Source organism: Klebsiella sp. 141162, assembly GCF_050600755.1.
GTDB classification, from domain to species: domain Bacteria; phylum Pseudomonadota; class Gammaproteobacteria; order Enterobacterales; family Enterobacteriaceae; genus Klebsiella; species Klebsiella aerogenes.
The window spans coordinates 322,075-334,781 of the sequence record NZ_JAQIRI010000001.1 but is presented as its reverse complement, the minus strand read 5'-3'; the positions used below and the strand labels follow the sequence as shown (position 1 = coordinate 334,781).

At 56.0% G+C, this 12,707-nt stretch carries 11 protein-coding genes; 6 read left to right on the top strand and 5 right to left on the bottom strand.

Features of this window, described 5'->3' with window-relative positions; translation table 11 throughout:
* Positions 1–22: 22 nt before the first annotated feature.
* The 3 genes from fruA to fruB are packed head-to-tail and all read right to left on the bottom strand — an operon-like array spanning position 23 to position 3,803.
* On the bottom strand, positions 23–1,717 hold the full coding sequence (gene fruA / locus PGR23_RS01530; RefSeq protein ID WP_045391316.1) for a PTS fructose transporter subunit IIBC: 1,695 nt from the start codon (positions 1,715–1,717) through the stop codon (positions 23–25).
* Between the two features lie 16 nt (positions 1,718–1,733).
* On the bottom strand, positions 1,734–2,672 hold the full coding sequence (gene fruK / locus PGR23_RS01525; RefSeq protein WP_015365695.1) for a 1-phosphofructokinase: 939 nt from the start codon (positions 2,670–2,672) through the stop codon (positions 1,734–1,736).
* Positions 2,673–3,803 carry a fused PTS fructose transporter subunit IIA/HPr protein gene (fruB, locus tag PGR23_RS01520; RefSeq protein ID WP_396279524.1) on the bottom strand — a complete coding sequence of 377 codons (1,131 nt, stop codon included), beginning with the start codon at positions 3,801–3,803 and terminating at the stop codon, positions 2,673–2,675.
* A gap of 330 nt (positions 3,804–4,133) precedes the next feature.
* On the opposite strand from fruB, the gene setB reads away from it, so the two are divergent.
* Positions 4,134–5,315: a sugar efflux transporter SetB gene (gene setB, locus PGR23_RS01515; protein ID WP_047044945.1), complete on the top strand. Its 1,182-nt coding sequence runs from the start codon at positions 4,134–4,136 to the stop codon at positions 5,313–5,315.
* Here the strand turns inward: setB and PGR23_RS01510 are convergent.
* Positions 5,312–5,566: a YkgJ family cysteine cluster protein gene (locus tag PGR23_RS01510; RefSeq protein ID WP_045391329.1), complete on the bottom strand. Its 255-nt coding sequence runs from the start codon at positions 5,564–5,566 to the stop codon at positions 5,312–5,314. The genes setB and PGR23_RS01510 overlap by 4 nt on opposite strands.
* Before the next feature lie 205 nt (positions 5,567–5,771).
* Here PGR23_RS01510 and yeiP point away from each other — a divergent pair, with 205 nt between their 5' ends.
* On the top strand, positions 5,772–6,344 hold the full coding sequence (gene yeiP / locus PGR23_RS01505; protein ID WP_015365690.1) for an elongation factor P-like protein YeiP: 573 nt from the start codon (positions 5,772–5,774) through the stop codon (positions 6,342–6,344).
* A 544-nt stretch (positions 6,345–6,888) separates the two neighbouring features.
* On the opposite strand, the gene uxuA is transcribed toward yeiP, so the two are convergent.
* A complete protein-coding gene (gene uxuA, locus PGR23_RS01500) occupies positions 6,889–8,079 on the bottom strand; it encodes a mannonate dehydratase (RefSeq protein ID WP_430915564.1) in 1,191 nt (396 codons plus the stop codon).
* A 206-nt stretch (positions 8,080–8,285) separates the two neighbouring features.
* Here uxuA and PGR23_RS01495 point away from each other — a divergent pair, with 206 nt between their 5' ends.
* From PGR23_RS01495 to mepS, 4 genes are all read left to right on the top strand, one after another.
* Complete coding sequence (locus tag PGR23_RS01495; RefSeq protein WP_047044948.1) at positions 8,286–9,752, top strand: mannitol dehydrogenase family protein; 1,467 nt, start codon at positions 8,286–8,288, stop codon at positions 9,750–9,752.
* Between the two features lie 121 nt (positions 9,753–9,873).
* Positions 9,874–10,851 (top strand): CobW family GTP-binding protein, encoded by a 978-nt coding sequence (locus PGR23_RS01490; protein WP_059342127.1) that lies wholly within the window; start codon positions 9,874–9,876, stop codon positions 10,849–10,851.
* Between the two features lie 42 nt (positions 10,852–10,893).
* Positions 10,894–11,601 (top strand): phosphatase PAP2 family protein, encoded by a 708-nt coding sequence (locus PGR23_RS01485; RefSeq protein WP_047043195.1) that lies wholly within the window; start codon positions 10,894–10,896, stop codon positions 11,599–11,601.
* Between the two features lie 426 nt (positions 11,602–12,027).
* Entirely contained in the window at positions 12,028–12,597 is a 570-nt protein-coding gene (mepS, locus tag PGR23_RS01480) for a bifunctional murein DD-endopeptidase/murein LD-carboxypeptidase (protein WP_047043201.1), read from the top strand.
* Positions 12,598–12,707: the final 110 nt, after the last annotated feature.

The window sequence follows — 12,707 nt, the reverse complement described above, 5'->3', positions numbered from 1 at the left end:
GCCCTTTTCTATTGCGCTGATATTACGCCGCTTTTTCAACTTCCGCTGCCGGCGCTTCCGGGCGCTTCAGCACCGCGTAAGAGAGACCCGCGACCAGCGTACCGGCAATAATCGCCAGCAGATAACCCAGCACCGGAGTGATGGCGCCAGGGATCAGCAGGACGAACAGACCGCCGTGCGGCGCCATCAGTTTCGCGCCTACCGCCATCGAGATAGCGCCGGTCACCGCGCCGCCAACGATACAGCAAGGCAGTACGCGCATCGGGTCACGTGCGGCGAATGGAATCGCCCCTTCGGTGATAAAGCACAGCCCCAGAACCAGCGCCGCTTTACCGCCTTCACGCTGCGATTTATCGAACTTGTTACGAGCAATCAGCGTTGCCAGGCCAAGCGCCAGCGGTGGCACCATACCGGCCGCCATGATCGCCGCCATCGGCGCATAGGTTTGGGTACTCAACAGACCCACACCGAAAGCATAAGCCGCTTTGTTCACCGGCCCGCCCATATCGGTACACATCATACCGCCGAGGATCGCGCCCAGCAGCACCGCGTTCGCCGTCCCCATGGTTTGCAGCCAGTGGGTCAGCCAGGCCAGGATACCCGCCACCGGTTTGCCAATCAGGTAGATCATTGCCAGGCCGACAATCAGGCTGGAAATCAGCGGAATGATCAGAATCGGCTTCAACGCTTCCATACTCTGCGGCAGCTTCAGCTTGGTGCTGATTAACTTCGCCACATAACCGGCAAGGAAACCGGCGATAATACCGCCGATAAAGCCGGAGCCGCCGCTGACGGCCAGCATACCGCCGATAAGACCAGGCGTCAGACCCGGACGGTCAGCGATGGAGAAAGCGATAAAGCCCGCCAGTACCGGCACCATCAGCGCAAAGGCTGAACCGCCGCCGATTTGCATCAACGCCGCCGCCATGGTGTCTTTCACTTCAAACGCTTTAATACCAAACGCGAACGACAGCGCGATACACAGCCCGCCCGCGACCACCATCGGCAGCATGTAGGATACGCCGGTCAGCAGGTGACGATAGGCGCCAGCCGACTCTTTTTTACCTTCACCGGACGCCTGCGGTTTGCCGGATGGCTGGTACGGCTTCGCTTCCGCAACGGCTTTATCCAGCTCCTGCGCGGTTTTCTTCAGCGCCAGGCCGGTGGTGGTGCGATACATCGGTTTACCGGCGAACTTCGCCAGATCGACTTCAATGTCGGCGGCGACGATGACCAGATCCGCCTGCTCCACCTCTTCCGGAGTAATGGCATTACCCGCCCCCACGGAGCCACGGGTTTCCACTTTCACCCACCAGCCGCGTTTTTTGGCTTCGGTTTCGATGGCTTCCGCCGCCATAAAGGTATGAGCAACGCCGGTCGGACAAGCGGTAACGGCGACAATACGTTTCTGCCCCTGAGCGGCGGCCGGAACGGCTACCGCCGCTGGCGCAACGTACGGCTTAGCGTGGTCTTTCGCTTCGCCGAGGAACAATTCCGGATGAGCGACTGCACGGTTAATATCGCCCAGATAGACGTTTTTACCGTTCAGCGCGCTGTCAGCCGGCAGCGCGGTTCCCAGCACGATGGCCAGTTCGGCATCGTTCGGGTTATCAATCAGCTCAAGGTGCGCTTTCTGCGCCGCGGCGCTGAGCAGGGTCTTCGCCATGTAGGCGCGAGCCTGTCCAAGCCCGGCATCAATAATCAGCAGCGTTTTCATTATGCCTCTCCTGCTGTCAATTAAAGGGTTGTAAGTCGACGCGCGCCATCATTGCGGCCAACTGGGTACGATCGGTAATGCCAACGTTGCTCTGGCTGACGGCCAGGGCGGCGACGGCGGTCGCCAGACGCAGGGTATGCTCGCTGGATTCACGCATCAGCAGGCCGTAAATCAGGCCGCCGACCATCGAATCACCGGCGCCTACGGTGCTGACGACCTCGACTGAAGGCGGTTTAGCAATCCATTCGCCGGAGGCGTTGACCCACAGCGCGCCCTCTTCGCCCAGCGAAATCACCACGTGGGCGATACCTTGCTCGCGTAGCGCATGAGCGGCGTCGATGACATCTTTCATCTCCGGCAGCTTGCGGCCAGCCCAGATTTCCAGCTCGCGGCGGTTTGGTTTTACCAGCCACGGCGCGGCTTTCAGTCCGGCGACCAGCGCTTCGCGGCTGCTATCGAAAATAATGCACGGACACTGGCTGCGCAGGCGCGTCATCCAGTCGGTGAAGGCCTCCGGACTTACGCCGGACGGCAGGCTGCCGCTGACGCAAACCATATCGAACTGCCCCAGCCAGCTCAGAGAATCATTAACGAAACGCTCCCAGTCCGCCGGGGTTACTTCAAAACCGGAGAAGTTGAAATCGGTCACTTCGCCGTCTTTTTCCGTCAGCTTGACGTTAATACGGGTACGCCCCTGCACCACCTGGAAGCGGTTGGCGATGCCCAGCTCGCTGAACAGCTGCTGGAAGCCATCCTGGTTATCTTTTCCGAGGAAGCCGCCGACGGTGACGTCGATGCCGAGATCTTTCAGCACTTTCGCCACGTTAATACCTTTACCTGCCGCATGCAGGCCGGTGGTGCGCACGAGGTTCACTTCGCCACGTTCGATTTCCGGGGTGAAGCCCACCAGGTCGTATGCCGGATTTAAAGTAATCGTTGCTACACGTCTGCTCATTTATGCGCCCTCCCCAAGGCCTGCGGCGATCGCTTCGCCAATCGCATCCAGCGCTTGTTGCGCATCTTCACCCTGCGCGGTAAAACGCAGACGGTGACCTTTTTTCACACCCAGCGCCACGACCTTCATCAGGCTGCGGCCATTGGCCGGCTTGCCGGAACCGTCGAGGTTGGTGACGGTAATGTCGCTGGAGAATTGTTTAATCGTATTGACCAACATCGTGCCCGGACGCGCGTGCAGCCCGTGCTCGTTGCGTACTACAAATTCAGCATTCAGCACGTCTTCAGCAATGGCGTCGTCGCTGGTCAGCAGCGCCAGCAACGTGGCGGCGTCGGCTTTCAGCAGATGCTCCGTTTTTTTATCAATGAGCAGATTGCTCAGGCGATTAAGCACCGCGGTCGGCTGCTCATCGGCCATCGCGACGGTGATCAGCAGCGCCACCGGCTGCCCGTCAGCGGTAAACACGTTGGCGGCGCGACTCACGGCGATAGCGCTACGCAAGTTGCCTTCCGCACAGTCGTTCAACCAGATCCCCTGACCCAGGTTGAGCGGCGCATCGTTAATGGTGCGGCTGACGAAATCGGCGTTTACCGCGCCCGCCTCTTTCAGCCGCGCGGCGTTCAGCGCCTGCAGCGTCAGCAGATCGTTGGCGACCACGTCCAGGCTCAAGGTTTCGTTGTCGAGCTTCAGCGCTTCGCTTTGCTTTTCGCCCATCAGCAGAGCGCGCAGTTCTTCTGCCGTAGTGGCGGTTCTCAGCTGTTCAGCCACCGAGTCGTCGCTCAGAACGTGCGTCAACTGACGCAGCAGACCAAGGTGCTCGTCGGAGCTGGCGGCAATGCCGATCGCCACATAAGCGGTTTGTCCTTCTCCCCAGGTCACGCCCTGCGGGAACTGATACACCTGTACACCCGTTTTCAGAACCTGGTCGCGGGTATCGGTGGTGCCGTGCGGGATGGCGATGCCATTGCCGAGGAAAGTGGAGGTCTGCTGCTCGCGGGCAAGCATACCGTTAACGTAGCCGTCAGCCACATTACCCGCGCTAACCAGCGCGCCAGCAATCTGACGTATTGCCTCTTCTTTATTCGCGGCCTGCTGGCCGGGATGAATATCCTGAACAGATAACTGGAACATAGTTCTCCTCTCCGCTGAAGTGAATCGTTTCAGCTAACATGAGAAAAAATACGCCACCCGATGATTGGATAATACTCTGATGACGCTGAAACGTTTCAATGAGTCTGTACCTTTATTGTGCACTGCGCAAGTAAACTCCGAAGGCTGATAACAGAATTTAGAGATACCGCACATTTTTGCTGAAGCTAATAGTGAAATCCGCCATTGGCTTCAGCATTTTGCTGAACGACATAATTTGAAACGCCTTTTTAATTTTTCGTGCCATACCACTATTTATTTTATGGGTGTCGGCGTAAACTTCGCCTCTTCTGAAACCAACGATATTCCAGCATGCAAAACAGTAGCGCCGCCCTTCCCCGCCGCGGGTTCGACTTAACCTCCTCCGCTTTTCTTATCGTCGCCTTTCTGACGGGGATCGCCGGGGCCTTACAAACCCCGACCCTGAGCCTGTTTTTGACCAATGAGGTGCACGTGCGCCCGGCAATGGTCGGCTTCTTTTTTACCGGCAGCGCGGTCATCGGTATTCTGGTAAGCCAGTTTCTTGCCGGGCGTTCCGATCGTAAAGGCGATCGCAAGCAGCTGATTGTCGCCTGCTGCCTGCTGGGGGTGCTGGCCTGCGTGCTGTTCGCCTGGAACCGCAACTACTTTATTCTGCTGTTCGTCGGCGTCTTTCTCAGTAGTTTTGGCTCTACCGCCAACCCGCAAATGTTCGCCCTCGCTCGCGAACACGCGGACAAAACCGGGCGCGAGGCGGTGATGTTCAGCTCCATTCTGCGCGCGCAGGTCTCGCTGGCGTGGGTAATCGGCCCACCGCTGGCCTACGCGCTGGCGATGGGTTTTGGTTTTACCGTGATGTATCTCAGCGCCGCCGTGGCGTTTATTATCTGCGCGCTGATGGTCTGGTTTTTCCTGCCCAGCATGCGTAAAGAGAGCAAAACCGCCGTTGGTCATCTCGAAGCGCCGCGCACCAACCGCCGCGACGCGCTGCTGCTGTTCAGCATCTGTACGTTAATGTGGGGCACCAACAGCCTCTATATCATTAATATGCCGCTGTTTATCATTAATGAACTTCATCTGCCGGAGAAACTGGCCGGGCTGATGATGGGGACCGCCGCCGGGCTGGAAATCCCCACCATGCTGATTGCCGGGTATTACGCGAAACGCTTTGGTAAGCGCTTGCTGATGCGCATTGCCGCGCTTGCAGGGCTGCTGTTTTATATCGGTATACTGACCGTCCATACCCCGGCCCTGCTGCTGGGGATGCAGGCGCTGAACGCGATTTACATCGGGATCCTCGCCGGTATCGGTATGCTCTATTTTCAGGATCTGATGCCGGGCCAGGCGGGCGCGGCGACCACGCTCTATACCAATACCACGCGCGTCGGCTGGATCATCGCCGGCTCGCTAGCGGGCGTCGTCGCGGAAATCTGGAGCTATCACGCGGTATTCTGGATTGCGCTAGTGATGGGAATTATCGCCCAGGTCTGCCTGTGGCGTATTAAAGACGTTTAGGGCGCAGTCAGCGCTTCGAGATGAATGAGATAAGCCATCGCCTGCTGACGCGTGCTGCCGCACATTTCCGCCGTCGGTTGTAAACCCGCGCAGACTTTAGGGCGCAGCGGCGAGGCAAAAATCTTGCAACGCAGATGTTCATCCAGCTGCACGCACGGTGTATTTGCCGGCTTGCCGTCAGGCATTCCGGGAATGGGGCTTGAGATGGACGGCGCGGTGCAACAGGCTCCGCAGTCCGGGCGACATTCCATACCTGACTCCTTAATGAGTGGGAGGCGGACAGTAGCAAAATATCGGCTATCAGGAAAGCTGAAGCTGGCGAAACGGCTTTTTCAGCAGCGCCGATCGAAGATTTGCCAGGAGATAGCAAAAGTCGCGAATTCCGCTTGCCTGAAAGGCCCGGCGCGAGTAGTTTTACGCGATATTTTTGACCCTTTAAGTGACAGGATTACTGCAATGCCAAGAGCGAATGAAATTAAAAAAGGTATGGTGCTGAATTACAACGGCAAACTGCTGATTGTTAAAAATATTGATATTCAGTCGCCAAGCGCCCGTGGCGCAGCAACGCTGTATAAAATGCGTTTTTCCGACGTGCGTACCGGCCTGAAAGTAGAAGAGCGTTTTAAGGGCGACGATATTGTTGATACCGTCACCCTGACCCGTCGTTTCGTTGATTTCTCCTACGTCGATGGCAACGAATATGTATTCATGGATAAAGAAGACTATACCCCGTATACCTTCACCAAAGAGCAGATCGAAGAAGAGCTACAGTTTATCCCGGAAGGCGGCATGCCGGATATGCAGGTTCTGACCTGGGATGGCCAGCTGTTGGCGCTGGAGCTGCCGCAGACCGTTGACCTGGAAATCGTAGAAACCGCACCGGGTATCAAAGGCGCTTCCGCCAGCTCGCGCACCAAACCGGCCACTATGAGCACCGGGCTGGTCATTCAGGTTCCGGAATACCTGACCAGCGGTGAGAAAATCCGCATTCATATCGAAGAGTGCCGCTATATGGGCCGCGCGGACTAACCCCCCTCCTCTGACGGTTGCCCGGCCCCGCGTCGCGCAGGCCGGGTCTGTTCCCGGATGGCGGCGCTGCGCGCCTTATCCGGGCTACAGTTCGTGCCATTGTGAGCTTAAGATCTCTATTTTGTACCCATGGTTACTGAAACTGCCGGTGTTGGTGGCCTCAAAATCGCTGAGACGTTCCCGGAAGGCCGGGGCAGCCCGCATGGATGCGGGCTGAGGGCCGTGTTTTGCAAGGACGCTGCCTCGGCCCGACCCGAAGCCTTCAGGGATAAGTCGAAGGAACCACGAAGTGGCGATTTTGGCGGCCAGAGCCCGGGAGTACAGAGGGCGGCGGCGACTGGCCGCCCTCTGTGCGCTCCCTGCGCCACGGAAAACATATTGCAGAAAAATTAACCGGGAGCGCAAGATACTCTGGAGCGAAACGAGATAAACGCTTTTCTCAAGCTAAAAGTTTGCAAACCGATAACAGTATCTACTCGCTGCCGATATCAGGCACAAAAAAGGACAGCCGTTGGCTGTCCTTTTGCTTTCCCTCACGCCATGATTACAGCAGCTCAGGGTATTTGGTCATCTTCAGCGCCAGCTCAACCCCGCGCACTTCCGCCATGCCTTTCAGACGGCCAATCGCCGAATAACCGGGGTTGGTTTTCTTACGCAGATCGTCAAGCATCTGATGGCCGTGATCCGGACGGAACGGGATCGGGCGCAGATCGCCGGCTTTCTTACGACGCAGCTCTTCGCTCAGGATAGCATTGACCACCGCCACCATATTGACGTCGCCGTTCAGGTGCGCCGCCTCGTGGAAGGTTTTTGGATTTTCTTCACGGCAGGTAGAGCGCAAATGGGTAAAGTGGATACGATCGCCGAAGGTTTCCACCATCTTCACCAGATCGTTATCGGCGCGCACGCCGTAGGATCCGGTACACATGGTAAAGCCGTTATAAATGCTGTCTACCGTCTCTTTCAACCACTGCATATCGTCGATCGTCGACACGATACGCGGCAGGCCGAGGATCGGACGCGGCGGATCGTCCGGGTGAACCGCCAGGCGCACGCCGACTTCTTCGCACACCGGCACAATCGCCCGCAGGAAGTAGGCCATGTTCTCACGCAGCTGCGCTTTATCGATGTGGTCATACTCCGCCAGCCGCGCGCGGAACTGATCGAGGGTATAGCCCTCTTCCGCTCCCGGCAGACCGGCAATGATATTGCGGGTCAGCTTGTCGATATCCGCCGCGCTCATCGCTTTGAAGTAAACTTCAGCCTGCTGCTGCTCTTCAGCGCTGTAGTCAGCTTCGGCGCCCGGGCGTTTAAGGATGTGCAGTTCAAAAGCGGCGAAAGCAATCTGGTCAAAACGCAGCGCTTTGGAGCCATCGGCCAGCTGATATTCCAGATCGGTACGCGTCCAGTCCAGAATCGGCATGAAGTTATAGCACACGGTATCAATACCGCAGGCCGCCAGATTGCGGATGCTCTGCTGGTAGTTGGCAATCCACTTATCATATTGTCCGCTGTGGGTTTTGATATCCTCATGCACCGGGATACTTTCGACCACCGACCAGCTCAGGCCTTTTTCCGCCAGCAGCGCTAAACGCTGTTGAATCTCGTCTACCGGCCAGAGCTGGCCATTCGGAATATGATGCAACGCCGTCACGACACCCGTGGCGCCCGCCTGGCGCACATCATCAAGCGATACCGGATCGTTCGGTCCATACCAACGCCAGGTTTGCTCCATCGCAATGCCCTCTTTAAGTTGTTATACCAATAATGTGAAACATCATGACGACTACCATACATGCTTCTGCTGAATGGTCAATTTCGCCCGTAGCATTGATTGATCCAGCTCACACTAAGCGGATAAATTCGGCTTACCAATTTAAATTGCTGTCATATAACTTTACACTGCGTGATGTTAATCATTGGTTAATCAGGTGTATAAAAATGACAACTATCGCTACCGCCGCGCTGCCAGCAGGCGTGCAACTTCCGCAGTACGATCGCCGCCAATTGCGCTCGCGTATCGTGCACCTTGGTTTTGGCGCGTTTCACCGCGCGCATCAGGCGCTGCTAACCGACCGGGTGCTTAACGCCGGCGGCGGCGACTGGGGAATTTGTGAAATCAGCCTGTTCAGCGGCGATAAGCTGATGAGCCAACTGCGTGCGCAGGACCACCTGTTTACGGTGCTGGAAAAAGGCGCTGAGGGTAACCAGCCGATCGTGGTTGGCGCAGTACATGAATGCCTGAACGCCAGACTGGATTCGCTGGCGGCGATTATCGAGAAATTCTGCGAACCGCAGGTGGCTATCGTTTCGCTGACGATCACTGAGAAAGGTTACTGCATCGATCCGGCGACCGGTAAACTGGATCCAACCCAGCCGCGTATCGTTCACGATCTGGAAAACCCGACGCTGCCGCAGTCGGCTCCCGGTATTTTAGTTGAAGCGCTCAATCGTCGCCGCGAACGCGGACTCGCTCCCTTCACCGTACTCTCCTGCGACAATATTCCCGACAATGGTCACGTCGTGAAAAACGCCGTTCTCGGCATGGCTGAGAAACGTAGTCAGGAGCTGGCCGACTGGATTGCTGAACATGTCAGCTTCCCCGGCACTATGGTTGACCGCATCGTACCGGCCGCCACCGAAGAATCGCTGGCGGAGATTGTCTCCGTGCTGGGCGTTGAAGATCCCTGCGCCATCAGCTGCGAACCGTTTATTCAATGGGTGGTGGAAGATAATTTTGTCGCCGGGCGCCCGGCCTGGGAAACGGCGGGCGTACAGATGACCCGCGACGTCCTGCCGTGGGAACAAATGAAACTGCGGATGCTCAACGGTAGCCACTCTTTCCTCGCCTGGCTGGGCTATCTGGCAGGGCACGCGCATGTGAGCGACTGTATGCAGGATGATGTTTTCCGCCATGCCGCACGCCGCCTGATGCTTGATGAACAAGCGCCAACGCTATCGATTACCGGCGTGGATTTAGTTGCCTATGCTGACAGCCTGATAACGCGCTTCGCCAATCCGGCGTTAAAGCATCGTACCTGGCAAATCGCCATGGACGGCAGCCAAAAGCTGCCGCAGCGCATGCTCGATAGTATTCGCGTTCATCTGGCAAACGGCAGCCGCTGGCCGCTGCTGGCGCTGGGCGTGGCTGGCTGGATGCGTTATGTAAGCGGCGTCGACGACGCCGGGCAAGCCATTGATGTGCGCGACCCGCTGGTCGACAAAATCAAACAGTTGGTTGACGCCAGCCAGCAAGAAGAGCGCGTCAGCGCCCTGCTCAGCCTCGAAGAGATATTTGGCAAGGATCTACCGGGCAATCCGCAGTTTGTTGCCGACGTCACTGCAGCCTGGCATCAGTTGGTTAAATCAGGCGCCCGCGAAGCTGTGGCTAAGGCGCTACGCAGTTAACAATTTCTGCTGTTTAGCGGACAGAATGCATTTCTGTCCGCAGTATCCCTTCTCTTTTTCCCCTTTTTTCGTCAGGATAGTCGCAACTGTTACAACATTACATTTCTGTGCTGGAGAAATTGTGACCAAAACTAACCTGATCACGGGCTTTCTCGGCAGCGGCAAGACGACCTCAATTCTTCATCTACTGGCCAATAAACCTGCGGATGAAAAATGGGCCGTGCTGGTCAACGAGTTTGGGGAAGTCGGCATCGACGGCGCCCTGCTGGCGGAAAGCGGCGCGTTGCTAAAAGAGATCCCCGGCGGCTGCATGTGCTGCGTCAACGGTCTGCCGATGCAGGTTGGGCTCAATACGCTGTTGCGCCAGGGAAAACCTGACCGTCTGTTGATTGAGCCTACCGGGCTGGGCCATCCGAAGCAAATTCTCGATATCCTCACCGCCGCCGTCTATGAACCGTGGATCGATCTGCGCGCGACGCTGTGCATTCTCGATCCGCGCCAGCTGTTGGAGGAAAAGATCGTGGCCAATGATAATTTCCGCGATCAGCTGGCCGCAGCCGATGTCATCGTCGCCAATAAAAGCGATCGGGCGACGCCGGAAAGCGATGCCGCTTTTGCCAACTGGTGGCGGCAGTACGCCGGGGAGCGCCTGCAGGTAAACGCCACCCAGGGGAATATCAAGCTCGCGCTGCTGGATCTCCCGCGCCGTAACACCGCCCCGCTGCCGGCAAGCCCGGACCACGTGCATAGTCACGGGCAAAAGCAGGGTCTGGCGGCGTTGAATCTACCGGCGCATCAACGCTGGCGTCGCAGTGTTAACAGCGGCCAGGGATACCATGCCTGCGGCTGGATTTTTGATGCTGATACCCAATTTGACACCGTTGGGTTGCTGGAATGGGCGCGCCTGGCGCCGGTTGGCCGGGTGAAAGGCGTGATGCGTATTGCTGAAGGATTGGTGCGTATCAACCGTCAGGGGCTCGATCTACACATCGAAACCCAAAACGCGCCGCCGCCGGATAGCCGCATCGAACTGATTTCCGAGTCAGAAGTTGACTGGAATGCCCTGCAGTCCTCGCTGTTGAAGCTTCGTTTAAGTTAATGCGGCTATGTTTGGCCGCTGTTTAAAAAAATCGCATCTGTTATGACTAAAAACCGTATCCCCCTTATCTTGCTGCTGAACGTCGCGGGCGTAGCCTTATTTTGTTCCTGGTATCTACCGGCAAATCACGGTTTCTGGTTCCCGCTTGACTCGGCTATTTTTCACTTCTTTAACCAGGGCGTCAGCACCAACCGCGCGTATGCCTGGCTGTTAGCCATTATCAACAATCGCGCGTTCGACGCCTGCTCGCTGCTGGCGATGGGCTGTCTGATGCTCAGTTTCTGGATCAAAGCGCAGAGCGCTGAACGCCGTCGCATTATCCTTATGGGGCTGGTGATGTTGCTCGCGGCGGTGATTATCAATCAACTTGCCCAGCATCTGATGCCGGTACAGCGCGCCAGCCCTTCGTTGTTCTTTACGGATATTACGAAAGTCAGCGACGTGGTCTCACTGCCAACTAAAGACGCTTCAAAAGATAGCTTCCCGGGCGACCACGGCATGATGTTGCTCATTTTCGCCTCGTTTATGTGGCGATATTTCGGCCGCCGGGCATTTATCATTGCACTGGTTATTTTTGTGGTTTTTGCTTTCCCGCGAGTGATGATCGGCGCCCATTGGTTCACCGATATTGCCGTAGGGTCGCTCAGCGCGGTGCTGATAGGTGCGCCGTGGGTATTAATGACCTCGCTTTCCGATAAGTTGATCGCCTGGTTTGACCGTTCGCTTCCGGGTGGAATAGCAAAAAAATAAGATCATTTTTACATTTTATTAATATTATCCATAAGGGGTCGTTCTGACCCCTTTTTTTATATTTGCTGATGATTTATTCGCGACATCATCTTCCTGTCACATTAATCATCATTGAAATGAAGATATTGCATATTTTTCAGCCAAAAAAGGCGCTATTTTTCCCTTTGCCGATGATTCACTTTTTGTCGCAAAAATACTTATAAGAAATCGCGCAAAACCGCTCGCCATCCCACGTTTGATAGGGTAATCTCTTTCTCGTTTTGCCCTTCCAGGCAACACAATTCATCATTTGAATAAATTTGTGCGGTACTCCACATTTTTAGGCTTAAGGAATTGTCTCATTGCTTTCTGGAATCTAGGCTCTACCACGTTTGGCATTTTTTATAACGACATTGTCGTTAAGGACAACAAGGGAAAATAAACATAATGGTCAAATCTCAGCCGATTTTGAGATATATCTTGCGGGTCGTCCCCGCGATTGCAGTTGCGGTTCTGCTTTCCGCGTGTAGTTCAACAAGTACCGCCAAGAATATGCATTCTGAGACGCATGCTGTGGGTAGTGGAGATTTATCATCACTGCAAGCCTCTCAGGATGAATTTGAAAAAATGGTCAGCAACCTGGACGTTAAGTCCCGCTTGATGGACCAGTATGCTAGCTGGAAAGGCGTGCGTTACCGCCTTGGCGGCAGCACCCGGAAAGGGATCGATTGCTCGGCGTTCGTGCAGCGTACTTTCCGTGAACAATTTGGTCTGGAGCTGCCGCGCTCAACTTCCGAGCAGCAGGATTCCGGCAAATCGATTTCGCGCACTCAACTGCGTACCGGTGATTTAGTACTGTTCCGTGCGGGCTCTACGGGCCGTCATGTCGGTATCTACATCGGCAACAACCAGTTTGTACATGCCTCTACCAGCAGCGGCGTCACCATCTCAAGCCTGGATGAGCCATACTGGAAAAAGCGCTATAACGAAGCGCGTCGCGTTCTGAGTCGTTCCTGATACCTCTTCTTACCGTCGGTTATCCCTTGGCTGACGGTAAGAAATGAAAAAACACTGCCCCGGCAGTGTTTTTTTGCTTTTCCGCCGATGATCTCCGCAAAATAAGCTAT

Coding starts and splice junctions, on each gene's coding strand:
- uxuA (WP_430915564.1), bottom strand. CDS start 8,079: ATGGAGCAAACCTGGCGTTGGTATGGACCGAACGATCCGGTATCGCTT.
- setB (WP_047044945.1), top strand. CDS start 4,134: ATGCAAAACAGTAGCGCCGCCCTTCCCCGCCGCGGGTTCGACTTAACC.
- fruK (WP_015365695.1), bottom strand. CDS start 2,672: ATGAGCAGACGTGTAGCAACGATTACTTTAAATCCGGCATACGACCTG.
- mepS (WP_047043201.1), top strand. CDS start 12,028: ATGGTCAAATCTCAGCCGATTTTGAGATATATCTTGCGGGTCGTCCCC.
- yeiP (WP_015365690.1), top strand. CDS start 5,772: ATGCCAAGAGCGAATGAAATTAAAAAAGGTATGGTGCTGAATTACAAC.
- PGR23_RS01510 (WP_045391329.1), bottom strand. CDS start 5,566: ATGGAATGTCGCCCGGACTGCGGAGCCTGTTGCACCGCGCCGTCCATC.
- fruB (WP_396279524.1), bottom strand. CDS start 3,803: ATGTTCCAGTTATCTGTTCAGGATATTCATCCCGGCCAGCAGGCCGCG.
- PGR23_RS01495 (WP_047044948.1), top strand. CDS start 8,286: ATGACAACTATCGCTACCGCCGCGCTGCCAGCAGGCGTGCAACTTCCG.
- PGR23_RS01485 (WP_047043195.1), top strand. CDS start 10,894: ATGACTAAAAACCGTATCCCCCTTATCTTGCTGCTGAACGTCGCGGGC.
- fruA (WP_045391316.1), bottom strand. CDS start 1,717: ATGAAAACGCTGCTGATTATTGATGCCGGGCTTGGACAGGCTCGCGCC.